Here is a 16,135-nt window from a genome sequence, read left to right as displayed (position 1 = left end):
TAATACCGTCTATTACTAACACTGGACAGGGCGCTTTCCCCGCGCTCTTTCCTCCTTTCTTTTTAAATAATATCGGCACTTCGTTTCGAGTGATCGCGAAGGCTCTCACCAATAACTATTTATGCGTATCACTCTATTTAAGAAATACGCAATCTATATCAATAATGGCCCGACGTTAGAAGGGCTGGGGCATACGTATTTCATGCGCCAAAAGGAAGAATGACTTCACACAGATAACAGAAGAATAAATAACACTTTTAGCGGTTCGGACTTAGAGCCGCAAGGGATTAAGGAGAAAATTAGTGTAGTCAAAAAAGGAACAAGTTTTTACTTAGTGTAGTCAAAAAAGGAACAAGTTTACACGACGTAAATAAAACAAGGAGGACAAAACATGTCAAATACATTCAATGAGATCAGCCACCAACTACGGGAAGCGCGGACGGACGAAGAGCGCCGACGGATCATGTTAGAAAATCCCGATATTGTTATGAATGCGATGGACGTCGCAGGATCGCAACGTATTCGAGGACAAGCGGAAAACGATGCTATCAGAAAAAAGAGATCAGGTGCGGAATTTCGAAACAAAGACCGCAGACAATTCTGCATGAGCAATGCGGAAGGTTGGGGAAGGTATGACGCGATTTCCCTCGCCGATATCGGTGCATTATTCAATCTAACGCAATATTTAGTAACGAACAAAGGCGGCCTACTTATTGCGAAGGTAGAACGAAAAAAGACCGATATAGAACGATATGCACCTGAAATCCCGTTAACTGTAAAGGACATACAAAAGGCGCTCGGAACGGGCGGAAAGCTGCGAAGCCGTAAAGCGACATATAAAACAATCGCGGAACTAGAAAAGATCGGCGCCCTATGTCGGGATAGTACGGCACGACCAACGCTATTTTATATAGAAGAGGACGTTATAAAAGCGGGCGACGGGGATTTTAAAAACTTCGTGAAGATATATAGAGTCGAATCTAAAAAGCTATTAGACCGACTAAGCCACCGTGAAGCGGGCGCCCTATTCAAGTTAATGCGATACGCCCACAAAGATACACTCGTATTATGCGAGAATCCGCAAGAATTCAACCCGAAACTAGTAAAACCGTTAAACGGTCGGGAACTATCGGAAATTCTAGGCGTAGCATACCAAACGTTCCGACATATCATGACGAAACTAATGCAAGCGGGCGCAATGTTATCGGTTTCTAGTGTTTATACAGACGTAGCGGGCCGAAACTATATCATTAATCCTCGCGTGTGCAATCGCGGTGTACCAAACAATCCATATGAAGCGGGAATAACGAAACTATTCGATCAGATCACCGCAAAGCTAGATAAAAAATAGCGGAAAATCGACCGAAAGGAGGTGAGAAGTGGCGCCAATAACTACGAAGCAGAAATAATTTCACATACCGTAGTGGAATATAAAGAAAGCCGACGCCCTTATGTAATCGAAGGTAACGAAATAATTCGAAACCATCGACCCGAATCGCAAAGCGGTTGCGTTTATGAAGGCGTCAGGGTAACGAAGCTAATCGAATTATTACAGGAAACTAAAGAAAGTTGTCAAGTCTATACAATTTCCTTGTTCGTAGCCCTACATATAGATTGTAGGAGACTACACAAATAAAAGTCCCTAACGGGCAGTATACGAAAAAGCACGTCGCTTATTATCACATTGTCGGAGGGTTTCCCTTTTCCCTCCTTCATACCCTTAATTCACTTTCTGCCGTTGGCGAGAATCCTACGGCGCAGTCAAGTATATACACTCCTTTAAGTTTGGGTTTGCGTTGGTAAATGGCATGGGTTGTCGGGTTGGTTGCCTGACTTCCCGATATTTTTTAACTGTCAATTCACGTAATATGTCCAAACTCGACAAGGAGATTTAAAAGTTAGGAGGTTATGAAAATGGAATCAAGAATGATAGCAGCAATTCTCTATATGTTAGAAATTAATCAACGGGAACTAGCCGACCTATTGGGGCTTTCTTCCGAAAGTACCGTGTCAAGATGGATAGCGGGCACTTCACGACCGAGCCGTGCTAACACCCGAAAGCTACACGAAATATTAGGTAGCGACAACATTCGTATCATGCAACAACTCGTACACAATCGAGAGTTATACGAAGTACAAAAGGATATGCGAAACCGCATCGAAAGGTTTTAGCGCATCGATCAATACGATAACAATTAATTACTGCGAGTAACGGCTACATGCCGATACCATATATTAATCAAACTACTAAACTAACGGAGGTAATGGGGAATGACTAGCACACTAAACACGAAATTAAACATCGAAGGTATTAAGGATTACATGAGAGAAGCACGAGAATTATCGGGAAGCGTTACGGGCTATTTCGCACGAGAAGTACTGCCTGAATTGCGTGGCGGTATTCAAAAAATCGGACAAGATAAAAACCTAACGACACAAGGCAAGCACGAGAAGAAAGAGAAGTATAAGAAACAACAAGAAGTAGCAGTAATGCGAGGACTATCGAACATCAAAGGAGCATACGATAATTTCCTAGCTGACGCACGAGCAAGCGCCGAAGCAATCTTATTAAGCAATAAGGATATTGCAAAGCCTACGGAAAACGAACAACGCCTATTCGATATGCAAGCCGATAAATTAAAGACGGCTATCCTATTCGCACCAACGGTACAAGCGAAAATTACTGCGTTAGAATCATTCTCACAACTAGCGAGCGAGGGTGAACACTTCGCAAAGCAAGTACATGCGGACTTCATGCAAATGAGCGCCGAAGCAATCGGAAGCGCAAAGGATTCCGTAGAACGTACGGCATTTACACAAGCGCTAGGGCGTATTAATACGCAACTCGAAGCGCAATCGACATCGCCAACGCAAAAAGAAGCGAGTCAATTACTAGCAAGCGTTAAACAAATGCAAAATACGGCATTCGTAAATACGATAGTACTAGAAAATGCGTTGAAAGAAATATCGATGGACACGCTAAAGTATGCGAACGACATCGACGGGTATTTCACGGCAAAAGCCGAAGCGGTTCAAAATTACGATCGTGACGCTAAATTTGGCCATCTAATTAAGTAAGCGAGAATTGTACGGGAGGGCAATAGCCTTCCCTCTCATATAAATTATCAAACTACTAAACTATTCGGAGGAAATGGAAATGAAAGCAACTACTACAACTATCCAAATCGTAACAAATAAGAGACAAGTTAATTACAAGGAAATCGCACGACGAATGGATAGCATACACATACGATACGGAAACGATATTACGGTTAAATTCAAGGTGGATAACACGTACACGGTAACACCAAACTCGAAAGGAGAATAGAATGCGCATACGACAACACGGGCGACACATTACGATAGAGGGCGACGAAGATTTAATACAAAGAGCGGAAGAGTATGCGGGTTATAAACTCGAAGCTACGGACAAACGAAGCAAAGATACGAAAGTATCGATAGAGGAATTAAAGTGGCTCTACAATCGAGCGTGGCGGACACGACGCAAAGACCATGCCATATTATACGCAATCGCACAAGTTAACTATATTGCGGAAAATGATTTCCGAGACGAATAGCAATGCCAACCAACCAAACTACTAAACTAACGGAGGTTTTACGAATGACAAACGCAATGAAATCTAGAGAAGACAACCCACAAAAGTACCTGGCGGAAGCGATGACGAAAGCCCGAAAGAAATTCGGAAAGAAGCCCTTTAATATGATTTACGACCATATCGCAGGGAAATGGAATGCCGTACCATTCGTAAAGAAAGGCGACGGAGGTTTATCAGCTTATGAGCGTAGGAGGTTCGGAATGACCGAAGACGAATCATTCGAGAGTAACGTATTAAAACTGCGAAGTAAATAATTTCACGTACCATATTATATAAACCAACCAACCAAACCAATATTAACAGGGGGAATCGAAATGAAATCAACTAACGGAAAAGCACGAGAATTACTGTCAGAATTTACGGTAATGAAACTAGAGCCTATTACAATCTCTACTAAAAGAAAGGGCAAAGTCGAGCGATACAACGTCACACTATCCGATGGCACGGTACGGCAATTTAAACGATGTACCAGTGATTGCGGGGAACTACTAACATACGAATCATTCCCGAAAAATAGCGCAGAAAAGGACAGTCATCACAATAAGTGTAAAAAGTGCATGGCGGAACATAGGCGTAAAAGGAGAGCGGAAATTGTAGCAAAAGTAAACATAAACGATAAAAAGGTATGTATTACGTGCGGAAAAGAAAAGACAATTTCCGAGTATAGTACGGACGGGAATAAGTATCGCAGCGAGTGTCGCCCCTGTCAGAATGAAGATAAACTACTACAGAAACATACGAAAACTAGTCAAGAGTTAGGGCTACACGCCAAACTTGACGGGGAAGGCATTAGCGAATTCCGAAAGTATGTTTTAAATGGTACATGCATACTAACAGGGAGCGAGGAAAACGTAACGATAGACCACGTAATCCCTACTCGACTAACTGGCGGAAGTCACATCGGAAATTTCCTTCCAATACGTCGTGAATTAAATTCATCAAAAGGATCGCTCCCGTTTCTTTTATGGATTCGCACGAAACGATTCCGAGAGATTGCGGATAGATTCGGAATTACTATAGAAAATATTCTCGAATATAAAGTATGCTCGGCGATGATTAATTTCATGACGTTAGATATGTATGAGCGCTATACAATGTGGGTATGGAAGATGCAACAAAGCGAGGACACGAAGCATATAACGGCGAATCCGACTCGCAGGGAAGCATACTTATATACGACTGATACGCCTTATTGGTTCGACCATGACGGCACTAGGTATTATAGACCGATGGTTTCGGCGGAAGAAAGGGACGAATTATTCAAGGCGTTCGAACTCGAAGAAGAAGCGAGAGAGTCACAAAAAGAGGTAGCGTAATTAATTAACGCAACAAACTGGGCGGAATCCTGCGAGGGTTTCGCCTTTACTAATTAAACGAAGGGAAGCGATACTATGAAAGAATTAAAACATGCGGAAACTATCGGAAATATTGGAATGATGGTAGCACACGACGAAATTATTGATAGCGAGGACGTCGCAAAGGTAAAGGTGGTAATTGATGCGAAGGAAAGCGGAGACACTGGCGGTAGTACGATCGTGAATGTGGATTTAAGCGACGTGAGCATTCGCGATGATCGCGGCATCAATATGTTAGCGGATCAACTAGTGGACAAAATCGACATTAGACTTCGACATAAACAACAATCAATGGAGCAAGCACGAGGATATTAATAGTTATCGGAAGGACTGGCGATGCGCAGGCGGAAAATGCGGATAATAATCCTACGAAAAAAGTGGTAAGTGAACTATGGAAAATTCAAGAAAAGGAAAAGAATTCGTCGCAGAAGAATACTAATTCGATCCATTCGTTACATGAGCGTATTAGGGAAGGTGGGTCGAAAGAAAAGGTTAGCAGGACGGTGTATATCGACAAATAGACATGTACGGAATTAGAAGATGTGCATCGACTAAATCGTGATGATATTATAGAGGCTGCGTCTTTTTTGCGGTATTTATTTAACGAAATCCACACATTACGGCTTGTACAAATAGTAAGATGTAGGGTAAAATGTGGATAACGATAAACATCGTTAAGAGTGAACGGTATCAACAACCGTATTGAACAAAAACATTCCTCATTATACGTACACAACCTCTAAAGTATCGTAATTAAGCGAACATTGCTTCTTATTATCGATACATCGTCCACATCCCGATGTCATTAAACCCTAGACGTTTATAAATTCGTCCAGCAGCTGGATTGTTATAAAATAAGCAAAGTGTTCGGCCTTCTTTCGTAAAGTCTTGAATCATTTTTTGTAATATGAGTGAAGCGTAGCCATTTCCGCGATAATTCGGGTGTGTACATACGCCAACAACCATAGCGGATAATGAATTTTCAGCGGAAGTAGAGGCGGATGCGATGATTACGCCGTCTTTTTCAATATAATAAGTACGTCCCGTATTTGTTTCGAGAGCTTGTCTTAATATTTTCTCTGATTCATTAGCAGTCGAGAATTCATCGATGCTACTTCTTAATTGCATAATTCGATCTACATCATCTATTGATGCAAGCTTAATCGTTTCATGAATAGGCGTGTCAGGTAAGCTGTTGCCATTTAGACATTCACAAAAATACATATCACTTTTGGCACCTAGTTGAATAGCAGGAGAAGTTTCAAATTTTTCTACGATAGTTGACTTGCCAGATAGTTTAAGCGGCATATATGAGGAAAGAAGCGTCTCATAATCAGATGTAACAAATGCTTCTTTACTATATGGTATGAATGCATCATGGAAGCGGAGTAAAATCGATTGTAATGTTCCATCCTCCTTAAATACTCCCCATAGTTCTTGGAAATCTGTATCATAACCGAAAGCCTCAATATCTCCAATAATAAATAAGTTAAGGGCTGCTTCTTCTTTTAGAAAGGAAAATACTTGTTCATGATCTTTCTTTATTAATTTTCGCATCATAACGAATCGACCTCTTTTTTTATTTTTCTAAATATTACAACTTAAGTTTTTTGAAATCAATATAAAATTTTATGTTTAGTTCACAAACTTTCGGAAAAACTAGGAAAGATATGACAAAGGAGGTTATGAACGGTGGATCATCCAATTCAAGGGTTAATGAAAGCAGCAATGGAAAATTTAAAAGAAATGGTTGATGTAAATACGATTGTTGGAGAGCCTGTTCAAACGGCTGACGGTGGTGTGGTGTTAACGGTTTCTAAAGTAGCGTTCGGGTTTGGAGCGGGAGGTTCTGATTTCCAAACGAATGATGGACAAAGAGCGAACGGTAACCCTGCATTTGGTGGCGGTAGCGCGGGTGGTGTTTCTATTACACCAGTAGCATTTCTTGTAGTGAATAAAGATGGAGTAAATATTCTGCATCTACAAAATGCGACACATTTAGCAGAAAAAATGATTGAATTAGCTCCACAAACAATTGATAAAATTCAATCGATGTTCCAAAAAGATGAAAAGAAAGAGGGAAATCATCATCCTCAAAACCCAGATGAAATCCTTTAAAAACGCCTGCTCACGAGCAGGTGTTTTTTCTTGTAATCACTATGTAATAAAACACATGAAATTGTAAATAGTTTTTGAATTTTTTTCTATGTTTCTAAAATTTTTCATGTTAAAATATGCTATAGAATTGAAACATATAAAACGAAGGTGGCTAGGTGCTTTGTCTGGAGGATCTGACCAAGTAAAAAATATGATATATATTAATGGTAATCGTCGGGGTCATTGTTTTATTACATCAGGAATTACGTTTAAAGAGTTTGCAAGTAACATCCCTTCACCGCTTCATCAAGTGTTGCTTTTGAAGCATAACTTTGAATGGACAGATTTTCATTATCATACTTTATTTGAATATGTTGAGGAAGAAAATATACATAAGCTAATTCAAGCAGAGATTGATGAATTTGATGAATTTTGTTGGGTAGATTTTGATGATGCAAGCGATTTAGATGAATTAGAGCCAAAAGAAATTGCAGAGCTTTTATATTTGGCTCACAAAAAAGAACCACTTGCAAGAACATTCTTTCCGCTATTGAAAAATAGATTTGTTTATTTTTCACATGATGACGGATGGTACAACAAAGTGTATTATCGTAGAATTGCTGACTTTGTAGGGATGTTAAGTAAAGTCATTCCTTATAAACTCGGTGCTTTCGGTAAGAAACGTTTTTCTTTGTTCCAAAAATCAAAAATTTTCCCAGCAATTTCGAAAGAAGTGATCATGGGGCTTCTTCCATTAATGGAGGACGGTCTTTATATTGATCTAGCAGGGAAAATTGAGTCAAGAAGAGGTCTTGAAATTCCGGTATATGTAGTTGGTTCGTATGAAAGTACGGATGAGGTGCTAGATAATATCGATGAATTGAAAGAAGAAGCAACAGAGACGGGCTGGCTTATTTTTGATAAGAAAGAACAAGAATGGCAATGGGTTGTGGACTAAGAAAACTTGGCGCATGAAGTCAAGTTTTCTTGTCATTTGAAAGGAGTACAAATGAAGAAATATTATACAATTGTGGGTATTGTAAGTATTATTCTCGTAGCGATTTTACTTATTACTTGTCCGAAAGAATCGGATTTTAAAGTATATGTAGAGGATAAGTATGCATTGAAATGTGATGAGAGTAGTTTTGAATGCACACAAAATGTAGATGGTAAAAAAGAAAAATTACAATTTGAAAGTACAGATGCACGAAATGGTGTATTCTTTATGACTGCAAAGCAAACATTTAAAACAGAAGCTGGTGTTACGAAAGAATATAGCGGAGTAGGAATGTTTGGTACATTTCTTTTTGTTTCAGAGAAGACTTTCTAGTAATAGAAGGTCTTTTTCTTATGCTTATGTTCATATAGATGAAGTAAGACAAGCATAGGAGGGATAGTAATGAAGAATACATGTATCGTTTGCGGTGGTGAGGAGTTTTTTTCCTCAACTTTGTATGCACGTACGAAACAAGATTGGGCATATGCGCCAAACATGTACCGTTTTGAAAAGGTGTTTATTGAACATAGGGATGAAGAAAATTATCCAGTGTTTCAAGAAATTACAGCGAAACATTGCTGTGGATGCGGTCATATTATGTTGTATCACGAATGAACACACCAAGTATAACTTGGTGTGTTTTTTTTAAAACGCTGACAAAGAAAGCGGATAGAGTAAAGTAAATAAAACAGAAAAACTACCAAAACCAATTGCTGTATATCCAAGTGTTCTCGCTCCGAAATTGACAGCTAATAAGCCGACTAAAATCGCAAGAGAGCCGAGTGTAACTGGATAAAATGCAATTGAGAAAAGCGAAAGAAATAAAGCGACATAGCCTATCATTGCACCGGTGTTTGTACCTTCTATTTCATTTGCAATTTCTTTACGCTTATGTCTAATTGGTATGCCAGCTGGTGATATTTCAGCTGCATACTCTTCGTGTTTTTCACCACTTTTAAAATGATGATTTCTCTTTCTTCGCATGTACATCCCTCTCTTTCAATTGGGTGTACCTATAGTATCTTACACAAAGAGAAGAACATGAGTATGAGTTAAACCCAAGTAAAGCAAAAATTGGAGAATAAAGATTCCATTATTAGCTTGTACATCTCCTAATGAAGATAAACAGGAATTTTGGAAAATGATGTAGAATGAAATGAGTGATAAAACGTGAAGGCAGGGGAATGTATGACGAAATTTAATTGGCATGAATCAGCAGAGAAAAAATGGGATAGTAGTGCAGAATTTTGGAATCAAAATAGTCAAGAGATGTGGGACAGCGGGAGTAGGAGTACAATTATTCCATTTTTTGAACAGTATGTGAAGAAAGAAGCTCAGGTGCTCGATGTTGGTTGTGGGGATGGATATGGTACATATAAATTAAGTCGCGCGGGCTATAAAGCAGTTGGAGTAGATTTATCAGAAGTGATGATTCAAAAAGGGAAGGAGCGTGGAGAAGGACCGAATTTATCTTTTATAAAAGGGGATCTTTCTTCCTTACCATTTGAAAATGAGCAATTCGAATCAATTATGGCAATAAATTCTTTAGAATGGACCGAGGAGCCATTACGAGCATTAAATGAGATAAAGCGCGTTTTAAAAAGAGATGGGTATGCATGTATTGCAATTTTAGGACCGACAGCAAAGCCTCGAGAGAACAGTTATCCTCGTTTATATGGCAAAGACGTTGTTTGTAATACGATGATGCCTTGGGAGTTTGAACAGTTAGCGAAAGAACAAGGTTTTGAAGTTGTAGATGGCATCGGTGTATATAAGCGCGGAGTAAATGAGAAGATGCTAGGTCAACTACCTATTGAGTTACAACAATCGTTAACCTTCTTATGGGTATTTATGTTAAAAAACGCATAAAGAAATGAAAGAATTTTTAGGAGGTAAATAAGTGCAGAAAATACAAAAAACTGATACAATATCATCAGAACCAATTAAAGGGGGACTAGGGTATATGACAACTACTACAACAGTTAAATCCGACATTGAAATCGCACAAGAAGCGAGTATGAAGAAGATTCAAGAAATTGCAGCTGAATTAAATATTTTAGAAGATGAATTAGAGCCATACGGGCATTATAAAGGTAAGTTATCTCTTGACATTTTTAAGCGCTTACAGAACGAGAAAGACGGTAAAGTTGTTTTAGTAACAGCGATTAACCCAACTCCAGCTGGAGAAGGTAAATCAACAGTAACAGTTGGTTTAGGTCAAGCTTTTAATAAAATTGGTAAGAAAACAGTAATTGCACTTCGCGAACCATCTCTTGGACCAACAATGGGACTAAAAGGCGGAGCAGCAGGTGGTGGTTTTTCACAGGTAGTACCTATGGAAGACATTAACCTTCACTTTACTGGAGATATCCATGCGATCACAACTGCTAATAACGCGTTAGCGGCGTTTATTGATAATCATATCCAACAAGGAAACACACTTGGAATTGATACACGTAAAATCGTTTGGAAACGCTGTGTTGACTTAAATGATCGTGCCCTTCGTAACGTAGTAATTGGTCTTGGTGGACCAGTTCAAGGTGTACCACGTGAAGACGGTTTTGATATTACAGTAGCATCTGAAATTATGGCGGTATTCTGCCTTGCAACAGATATTCAAGATTTAAAAGCGCGTCTATCTCGCATCGTAGTTGCTTATAACTTTGCAAATCAACCTGTAACGGTTAAAGATTTAGGTGTAGAAGGTGCGTTAACATTATTATTAAAAGATGCATTAAAACCAAACTTAGTACAAACGTTAGAAAATACACCAGCTATCATTCACGGCGGACCATTTGCGAATATCGCTCACGGTTGTAACAGTGTTATCGCTACAACAATGGCAGCAAAATTAGGTGATTATGTTATTACAGAAGCTGGATTCGGTGCTGATTTAGGTGCAGAGAAGTTTTTAGATATTAAAGCTCGTGCAGCTGGCATTAAACCAGAAGCAGTTGTTATTGTTGCGACTATTCGTGCGCTTAAAATGCATGGTGGCGTAGCAAAAGATCAATTAAAAGAAGAAAATGTAGACGCATTAGCAAAAGGTATGGAAAACTTACAGAAGCATGTTGAAACAATTCAAAGCTTCGGTGTGCCTTTCGTAATTGCAATTAATAAATTTATTACAGATACAGATGCAGAAGTTGCATACTTACAAGAGTGGTGCAATGAGCGTGGCTATGCAGTATCCTTAACGGAAGTTTGGGAGAAAGGTGGCCAAGGCGGAGTTGACCTTGCTGAAAAAGTGTTAAAAGAAATCGAAAAAGGTGAGAACAACTACGCACCACTTTATGAATTAGAATTACCATTAGAAGAAAAAATCCGTACAATTGCTCAAAAAGTGTACGGTGCAAAAGATATTGAATTTGCTCCGAAAGCACGTAAGCAATTAGCTCAATATGAAGGAGAAGGATGGAGTAACCTACCAATTTGTATGGCGAAAACACAATACTCTCTTTCTGACGATGCAACAAAATTAGGTCGTCCATCAGACTTTATCGTTACAATTCGTGAGCTGAAACCATCAATTGGTGCAGGATTTATCGTTGCGTTAACAGGAACAATGTTAACAATGCCAGGCCTTCCAAAACAGCCAGCAGCACTACAAATGGACGTAAATGAAGATGGAAAAGCAGTAGGTTTATTCTAAAAGGTTGTAATTCATCTCGTTTATCTGTAAACTATATATACATCAAGTGGCGCCTTTCCATCGAAAGGCGCCTGTTTTTTGGAGGAAATTATGTTTGATCCAACTGCTTTTGATAATTTAAAAGTAATCGTAGAAGGTGCTGTTTATGATTTTGATTTACATGGAGATATTCTTGTAACAGATCGAAAAGATATGATGGACCTTGCCTCATTAAGTCGTATATACAATATTTCATTTCAATTAACAGAGCCGTTCGAACAGTTAGTAGAAGCAACATTTTCACTATCTGTAGATGCAAAGAACTTATCTGGTGAAATATTGGAAGTCCCACAATTTACACCAGGTTGTGAAATGAAGTTAGCATTTTCATTCCCGATAGAAAAGCCAGAGGTAGTGTGTGAAGAAATTGAAAATTTCATGCATTCTATATGGGGAAAAGAAAGAATGATTACGCAGAAAATTTCATACGAATATAATAAGCAAGCGATTTCATATCATAATAAGGTAGAGGTTATATTTCAAAAAGCGATTACAGAAGACCATGTTGATGATTTAATAGCTGTTATTTCACACATGATAGAAACGGTGCGAACAATACAACATTTTCTTCAAAAATAGAGATAAAGGAGAAAAACAAATGATAAAAGATATGCAACCATTTTTACAACAAGCTTGGGAGAAGGCTGGTTTTAAAGAATTAACTGAAATTCAAAAACAAGCGATTCCAACTATTTTAGAAGGACAAGACGTTATAGCTGAATCTCCAACTGGAACAGGAAAAACATTAGCGTACTTATTACCCCTTTTACATAAAATTAATCCTGAAGTAAAACAACCACAAGTTGTTGTTTTAGCGCCAACACGTGAGCTTGTCATGCAAATTCACGAAGAGGTTCAAAAGTTTACAGCAGGGACTGAAATTTCAGGGGCATCTTTAATTGGTGGTGCAGATATTAAGCGCCAAGTTGAAAAATTAAAGAAACACCCGAGAGTAATTGTCGGTTCACCAGGACGTATTTTAGAATTAATTCGAATGAAAAAGCTAAAGATGCATGAAGTGAAAACGATTGTATTTGATGAGTTTGATCAAATTGTAAAACAAAAGATGATGGGCGCAGTACAAGATGTAATTAAATCTACAATGCGGGATCGTCAATTAGTATTCTTCTCGGCGACAATTACAAAAGTGGCAGAAGATGCTGCACGTGATTTAGCAGTTGAACCACAATTAGTACGTATAACACGTGCAGAGTCAAAAAGCTTAGTTGAGCATACGTATATCATTTGTGAGCGACGCGAAAAAAATGATTACGTAAGAAGAATTATGCATATGGGCGATGTAAAAGCAGTTGCTTTCTTAAATGACCCATTCCGTTTAGATGAAATTACTCAGAAATTGCAATTCCGTAAAATGAAAGCAGCAGCTCTTCATTCAGAGGCAAGTAAGCAAGAGCGTGAAGCAACGATGCGTGCTTTCCGCAGCGGGAAATTAGAAATTTTACTTGCTACTGATATTGCAGCACGCGGTATTGATATCGATGATTTAACACATGTAATCCACTTAGAGTTACCAGACACAGTAGACCAATATATTCACCGCTCAGGACGTACAGGACGTATGGGTAAAGAAGGAACTGTCGTTTCTCTTGTAACACAACAAGAAGAGCGTAAACTACTTCAATTTGCAAAAAAATTAGGTATCGTGTTTACGAAGCAAGAAATGTTCAACGGATCATTTGTAGAAACGAAACCGAAAGCACCAAAGAAAAAGAAACCAGCATTTACTGGGAAGAAAAAGCCTAGATAATGTGAAACTTTAATCAGTGGGGATTCCTCCACTGATTATTATCCCTCATCAATCGGACGTTTACGGGATAAATAATAGGGAAGGCGTAACTATTTATAGTTACGTCTTTTTTATTTGAGTCAATATGCTCATTTTAGGTACTAATTATTTCCTCTTAAAAATATATAGAAAGATTATTCACTAACTTGAATTTTTTCTAAGTCAATGTAAGGATGTATTGGTATAATTAATGATGTGCTCCATTTTATGGATTAACTTATTGATATAGGGTCTATACTTTGGGTTATATGAAAATACTACATATTCCCTGTTAAATATCATTAATATAAAAAACTACATAGGCTCTTCTTTTGTAATTAAAAAACATATTACAGTAAGGAGTTATATTATAATGGCAATCTTTCAAAGTAATGTTCAAAAAACTGAAAAAATTGCTACGCAAATGAGTTCTGATTCTGACGCAGTTCAAAAACAATACCACATGTAATGCGTACGACAGTAACTGTTAATTCCAAAGCGTGAGAAGCAAATAATAATAAGATTGAAGTCGATACAGTTAGATATGTAAGACAAACCTCTCTCAGATTTAAAATAGAAAAAATATACAGAATAATGAGATGATAAATGTGTAATCTATTTATATTAGGAGGTGAAAAATGGAATGCATATACGAATTTTACCGTGATGGACTCGGCGGATTAAGAATACGTTTGCCCAAAGAGATTTCTATAATTTCTCATTTTTTAGAAGATATTTTAGATGATGAAGCAGATGAGTATATACAGATTTTAGATACTGTAGTGAAGCAAGAAGTTCCGCAATATGAAATAGAAGGGAACGTAGCAGCAGTCTACATTGAACCTAATTATACTAGTACTATTAACTTATTTATGAGTGCCCCAAATAACCAATGTAAAATTGAGACCTCTGAATTTAGAAAACTACTTGTGTTGTGGCGAGATACAGTGGTAGCAGAAGGGAAAGATATTGAAGCGTAAAAAACACTAGAAAGTGTGGTCTTTTTTCACTTAAATTTAATTACTCCATATTTTATAGTTGTTTTCCATAGAGAACTATCAGTAGAATAAAGTGGACATATCCGAAGTAATACAAATATATTTAAAGGGATTTATCTCTCCCCCATAAAACGTGGTGTTTTAGAATCGAAGTTTTAAATATTATACAGATTTTGCGAACCCCTGGCGAACGAAAATGCCGAAAACCTTCCCTGACCTTAAGATAGAATTGGATTATTATGAAAAAATATTATTGAGCGTGGAATACATAGTGGGTCTACAACAGCTCGTGAAAGGAAGATACCATCCATAATTGTCTTGAAAAAAGACAGGATTATTATGAAGAAAAGATATTTGAACATTTCAGGCTTAATAACGATCAGCATACTTATTATAATAAATGAGAGGCGTATAGATTATGATATATCAAAATGATAGGATTTGTAGGAAGAAGGCGTTAATTAGTGCTGAAAAAATCATTAGCCTATTTTCAAATTTTAAATTTATTGAATTTGAAAATCCCGATTCTGCATGGATAGAACTATTCGATATACCATTGAAAAAGTTTCGTAAGGTTGACTCTAAACCAAAGTTTTGTATTCCAATTGGTAATGTTAAAAGTAAGTATATTTTATGGATTGAAAATTCTTTAGATTCTTTAAATTTTTCAAATCATATAACAGAATATTTTATATTAGTTCCTAATGGTTTAGAACCGATATGGGCAAATATTAGGATTTTGAACTTCACAAAATTTATTGAGGAGCTTTGGGACATTTCTGAAACTAACGAATTTACAATTGCTGATAAGGGCACGGGACAAATTGTACAAATATTTTCTGAGGAAGAATATTATGAAATTCATTTTGAGTGTTGCGACATAAAGCCCATTGACTCTTCAAAAAATGGATACTAAATAATAAAAAACAGCCTATTATGACCCAGGAATTCACATATGAAGTCGATGGACAAAAAATTATAATTCTAGATCACTTAGCCGGTCATATCTTCGGGAAACGTGGCATTGGAGATCAACCAACTCATTAAAATGAAAGACCTGAGTACAATACAAGAATGGGACAAGTAGATGGGATGGAGAAACATTATTATTTTGAGAAGAGGAATAATAAATAGGGAGTATAAAAATGATTGATCAATTAAAAATTTTAAATCCCCAGGCGTTAATTAGCATTTTTGGAAAAGTACCAAAATTTGAAGACGCAGAGTTATTAGAAGTGTGTCTTAAAAGGGATGGCCCTACCTTAGTTACCCAATTGATGACAAAAGAAAACGTTGAACATAAACCTAAACGCTGGAATAAGTGGGATGTAATTTATGTGGAAATCTCTTTCTTTACTATTCGCAATTTAACAATAAAAAGTTTAGGAACAGAAAATATCATTGAGCATTTTGAAATAAGTACGACGTCAGAAGGCAGTTTATTAAAAATTAAATGTAAGAATCAAATGATAGTTGAAACTTTATTTGACTGGGCAAGAATAGAAGGAGTTACTCCAGGTTTAATAGGATTACCTTAAGTGAACTAACGGGTGTTTTAGTTGAACAACATTTAAACAACTTTAATATCACTTTA

General features: G+C 37.5%; 22 protein-coding genes and 1 pseudogene. 21 read left to right on the top strand and 2 right to left on the bottom strand.

All coding sequences use genetic code 11. From position 1 onward, the window contains the following. The first annotated feature begins 463 nt into the window (after window positions 1–463). The 9 genes and pseudogenes from AC1Q8N_RS05760 to AC1Q8N_RS05720 form a co-directional block, all read left to right on the top strand. Window positions 464–1,351, top strand: a complete 888-nt coding sequence (locus AC1Q8N_RS05760; protein ID WP_142324919.1) for a helix-turn-helix domain-containing protein — start codon at window positions 464–466, stop codon at window positions 1,349–1,351. A gap of 563 nt (window positions 1,352–1,914) precedes the next feature. After that, window positions 1,915–2,172: a helix-turn-helix domain-containing protein gene (locus tag AC1Q8N_RS05755; RefSeq protein ID WP_179885530.1), complete on the top strand. Its 258-nt coding sequence runs from the start codon at window positions 1,915–1,917 to the stop codon at window positions 2,170–2,172. Between the two features lie 99 nt (window positions 2,173–2,271). Beyond that, window positions 2,272–3,078: a hypothetical protein gene (locus tag AC1Q8N_RS05750; protein WP_098375355.1), complete on the top strand. Its 807-nt coding sequence runs from the start codon at window positions 2,272–2,274 to the stop codon at window positions 3,076–3,078. Window positions 3,079–3,157: 79 nt separating this feature from the next. Then, on the top strand, window positions 3,158–3,328 hold the full coding sequence (locus AC1Q8N_RS05745) for a hypothetical protein (protein ID WP_179885531.1): 171 nt from the start codon (window positions 3,158–3,160) through the stop codon (window positions 3,326–3,328). A 1-nt stretch (window position 3,329) separates the two neighbouring features. Continuing rightward, window positions 3,330–3,578, top strand: coding sequence for a hypothetical protein (locus AC1Q8N_RS05740; RefSeq protein WP_098375356.1), 249 nt, complete (start codon window positions 3,330–3,332; stop codon window positions 3,576–3,578). Window positions 3,579–3,622: 44 nt separating this feature from the next. Beyond that, window positions 3,623–3,871: a hypothetical protein gene (locus AC1Q8N_RS05735; RefSeq protein ID WP_098375357.1), complete on the top strand. Its 249-nt coding sequence runs from the start codon at window positions 3,623–3,625 to the stop codon at window positions 3,869–3,871. 60 nt (window positions 3,872–3,931) lie between these two features. Next, window positions 3,932–4,933 carry a hypothetical protein gene (locus AC1Q8N_RS05730; RefSeq protein ID WP_098375358.1) on the top strand — a complete coding sequence of 334 codons (1,002 nt, stop codon included), beginning with the start codon at window positions 3,932–3,934 and terminating at the stop codon, window positions 4,931–4,933. A gap of 75 nt (window positions 4,934–5,008) precedes the next feature. Then, window positions 5,009–5,287, top strand: coding sequence for a hypothetical protein (locus AC1Q8N_RS05725; RefSeq protein ID WP_098375359.1), 279 nt, complete (start codon window positions 5,009–5,011; stop codon window positions 5,285–5,287). Window positions 5,288–5,301: 14 nt separating this feature from the next. After that, window positions 5,302–5,634: pseudogene (locus AC1Q8N_RS05720) on the top strand (hypothetical protein); the annotation flags it as partial. A 112-nt stretch (window positions 5,635–5,746) separates the two neighbouring features. On the opposite strand, the gene AC1Q8N_RS05715 reads toward AC1Q8N_RS05720, so the two are convergent. Beyond that, a complete protein-coding gene (locus AC1Q8N_RS05715) occupies window positions 5,747–6,532 on the bottom strand; it encodes a GNAT family N-acetyltransferase (RefSeq protein ID WP_098131840.1) in 786 nt (261 codons plus the stop codon). A gap of 132 nt (window positions 6,533–6,664) precedes the next feature. Here AC1Q8N_RS05715 and ytfJ point away from each other — a divergent pair, with 132 nt between their 5' ends. The 4 genes from ytfJ (at window position 6,665) to AC1Q8N_RS05695 (ending at window position 8,681) form a co-directional block, all read left to right on the top strand. Continuing rightward, a complete protein-coding gene (gene ytfJ / locus AC1Q8N_RS05710) occupies window positions 6,665–7,090 on the top strand; it encodes a GerW family sporulation protein (protein ID WP_000349987.1) in 426 nt (141 codons plus the stop codon). 160 nt (window positions 7,091–7,250) lie between these two features. Beyond that, window positions 7,251–8,027 (top strand): oxalate:formate antiporter, encoded by a 777-nt coding sequence (locus tag AC1Q8N_RS05705; protein WP_000014094.1) that lies wholly within the window; start codon window positions 7,251–7,253, stop codon window positions 8,025–8,027. A 51-nt stretch (window positions 8,028–8,078) separates the two neighbouring features. Then, window positions 8,079–8,399, top strand: coding sequence for a hypothetical protein (locus AC1Q8N_RS05700; RefSeq protein WP_048540982.1), 321 nt, complete (start codon window positions 8,079–8,081; stop codon window positions 8,397–8,399). A 69-nt stretch (window positions 8,400–8,468) separates the two neighbouring features. Continuing rightward, window positions 8,469–8,681, top strand: a complete 213-nt coding sequence (locus tag AC1Q8N_RS05695; RefSeq protein WP_000798747.1) for a hypothetical protein — start codon at window positions 8,469–8,471, stop codon at window positions 8,679–8,681. 30 nt (window positions 8,682–8,711) lie between these two features. Here AC1Q8N_RS05695 and AC1Q8N_RS05690 read toward each other — a convergent pair whose 3' ends face one another. Next, window positions 8,712–9,050, bottom strand: a complete 339-nt coding sequence (locus AC1Q8N_RS05690) for a hypothetical protein (protein WP_048540980.1) — start codon at window positions 9,048–9,050, stop codon at window positions 8,712–8,714. Between the two features lie 204 nt (window positions 9,051–9,254). Between AC1Q8N_RS05690 and AC1Q8N_RS05685 the strand changes: the two genes are divergently transcribed. From AC1Q8N_RS05685 to AC1Q8N_RS05650, 8 genes are all read left to right on the top strand, one after another. Beyond that, window positions 9,255–9,935, top strand: a complete 681-nt coding sequence (locus tag AC1Q8N_RS05685; protein ID WP_060488566.1) for a class I SAM-dependent methyltransferase — start codon at window positions 9,255–9,257, stop codon at window positions 9,933–9,935. 94 nt (window positions 9,936–10,029) lie between these two features. Beyond that, window positions 10,030–11,718 carry a formate--tetrahydrofolate ligase gene (locus AC1Q8N_RS05680; protein ID WP_012644371.1) on the top strand — a complete coding sequence of 563 codons (1,689 nt, stop codon included), beginning with the start codon at window positions 10,030–10,032 and terminating at the stop codon, window positions 11,716–11,718. 90 nt (window positions 11,719–11,808) lie between these two features. Beyond that, window positions 11,809–12,336 carry a hypothetical protein gene (locus AC1Q8N_RS05675; protein WP_116443145.1) on the top strand — a complete coding sequence of 176 codons (528 nt, stop codon included), beginning with the start codon at window positions 11,809–11,811 and terminating at the stop codon, window positions 12,334–12,336. 19 nt (window positions 12,337–12,355) lie between these two features. Continuing rightward, the gene (locus AC1Q8N_RS05670; RefSeq protein ID WP_048540973.1) at window positions 12,356–13,525 is read left to right on the top strand and encodes a DEAD/DEAH box helicase; all 1,170 of its coding nucleotides are present in this window, start codon (window positions 12,356–12,358) and stop codon (window positions 13,523–13,525) included. A gap of 656 nt (window positions 13,526–14,181) precedes the next feature. Then, window positions 14,182–14,523, top strand: coding sequence for a hypothetical protein (locus AC1Q8N_RS05665; protein WP_098642999.1), 342 nt, complete (start codon window positions 14,182–14,184; stop codon window positions 14,521–14,523). Between the two features lie 436 nt (window positions 14,524–14,959). Next, window positions 14,960–15,457, top strand: coding sequence for a hypothetical protein (locus tag AC1Q8N_RS05660; RefSeq protein WP_098642998.1), 498 nt, complete (start codon window positions 14,960–14,962; stop codon window positions 15,455–15,457). Between the two features lie 20 nt (window positions 15,458–15,477). Next, window positions 15,478–15,588 carry an HNH/endonuclease VII fold putative polymorphic toxin gene (locus AC1Q8N_RS05655; protein WP_229193736.1) on the top strand — a complete coding sequence of 37 codons (111 nt, stop codon included), beginning with the start codon at window positions 15,478–15,480 and terminating at the stop codon, window positions 15,586–15,588. Between the two features lie 98 nt (window positions 15,589–15,686). Further along, window positions 15,687–16,079: an immunity 50 family protein gene (locus AC1Q8N_RS05650; RefSeq protein WP_098642997.1), complete on the top strand. Its 393-nt coding sequence runs from the start codon at window positions 15,687–15,689 to the stop codon at window positions 16,077–16,079. Window positions 16,080–16,135 lie beyond the last annotated feature (56 nt).

The organism is Bacillus sp. GW823-FHT06B01 (genome assembly GCF_058952315.1).
The sequence above is the reverse complement of the archived record's forward strand: the minus strand, read 5'-3'. Positions and strand labels throughout refer to the sequence as shown.

What these genes read in the sequence shown, in the direction of transcription:
- AC1Q8N_RS05760 (WP_142324919.1), top strand. Translation starts at nt 464, where the DNA reads ATGTTAGAAAATCCCGATATTGTTATGAATGCGATGGACGTCGCAGGA.
- AC1Q8N_RS05755 (WP_179885530.1), top strand. Translation starts at nt 1,915, where the DNA reads ATGGAATCAAGAATGATAGCAGCAATTCTCTATATGTTAGAAATTAAT.
- AC1Q8N_RS05750 (WP_098375355.1), top strand. Translation starts at nt 2,272, where the DNA reads ATGACTAGCACACTAAACACGAAATTAAACATCGAAGGTATTAAGGAT.
- AC1Q8N_RS05745 (WP_179885531.1), top strand. Translation starts at nt 3,158, where the DNA reads ATGAAAGCAACTACTACAACTATCCAAATCGTAACAAATAAGAGACAA.
- AC1Q8N_RS05740 (WP_098375356.1), top strand. Translation starts at nt 3,330, where the DNA reads ATGCGCATACGACAACACGGGCGACACATTACGATAGAGGGCGACGAA.
- AC1Q8N_RS05735 (WP_098375357.1), top strand. Translation starts at nt 3,623, where the DNA reads ATGACAAACGCAATGAAATCTAGAGAAGACAACCCACAAAAGTACCTG.
- AC1Q8N_RS05730 (WP_098375358.1), top strand. Translation starts at nt 3,932, where the DNA reads ATGAAATCAACTAACGGAAAAGCACGAGAATTACTGTCAGAATTTACG.
- AC1Q8N_RS05725 (WP_098375359.1), top strand. Translation starts at nt 5,009, where the DNA reads ATGAAAGAATTAAAACATGCGGAAACTATCGGAAATATTGGAATGATG.
- AC1Q8N_RS05715 (WP_098131840.1), bottom strand. Translation starts at nt 6,532, where the DNA reads ATGATGCGAAAATTAATAAAGAAAGATCATGAACAAGTATTTTCCTTT.
- AC1Q8N_RS05700 (WP_048540982.1), top strand. Translation starts at nt 8,079, where the DNA reads ATGAAGAAATATTATACAATTGTGGGTATTGTAAGTATTATTCTCGTA.
- AC1Q8N_RS05695 (WP_000798747.1), top strand. Translation starts at nt 8,469, where the DNA reads ATGAAGAATACATGTATCGTTTGCGGTGGTGAGGAGTTTTTTTCCTCA.
- AC1Q8N_RS05690 (WP_048540980.1), bottom strand. Translation starts at nt 9,050, where the DNA reads ATGCGAAGAAAGAGAAATCATCATTTTAAAAGTGGTGAAAAACACGAA.
- AC1Q8N_RS05685 (WP_060488566.1), top strand. Translation starts at nt 9,255, where the DNA reads ATGACGAAATTTAATTGGCATGAATCAGCAGAGAAAAAATGGGATAGT.
- AC1Q8N_RS05680 (WP_012644371.1), top strand. Translation starts at nt 10,030, where the DNA reads ATGACAACTACTACAACAGTTAAATCCGACATTGAAATCGCACAAGAA.
- AC1Q8N_RS05675 (WP_116443145.1), top strand. Translation starts at nt 11,809, where the DNA reads ATGTTTGATCCAACTGCTTTTGATAATTTAAAAGTAATCGTAGAAGGT.
- AC1Q8N_RS05670 (WP_048540973.1), top strand. Translation starts at nt 12,356, where the DNA reads ATGATAAAAGATATGCAACCATTTTTACAACAAGCTTGGGAGAAGGCT.
- AC1Q8N_RS05665 (WP_098642999.1), top strand. Translation starts at nt 14,182, where the DNA reads ATGGAATGCATATACGAATTTTACCGTGATGGACTCGGCGGATTAAGA.
- AC1Q8N_RS05660 (WP_098642998.1), top strand. Translation starts at nt 14,960, where the DNA reads ATGATATATCAAAATGATAGGATTTGTAGGAAGAAGGCGTTAATTAGT.
- AC1Q8N_RS05655 (WP_229193736.1), top strand. Translation starts at nt 15,478, where the DNA reads ATGACCCAGGAATTCACATATGAAGTCGATGGACAAAAAATTATAATT.
- AC1Q8N_RS05650 (WP_098642997.1), top strand. Translation starts at nt 15,687, where the DNA reads ATGATTGATCAATTAAAAATTTTAAATCCCCAGGCGTTAATTAGCATT.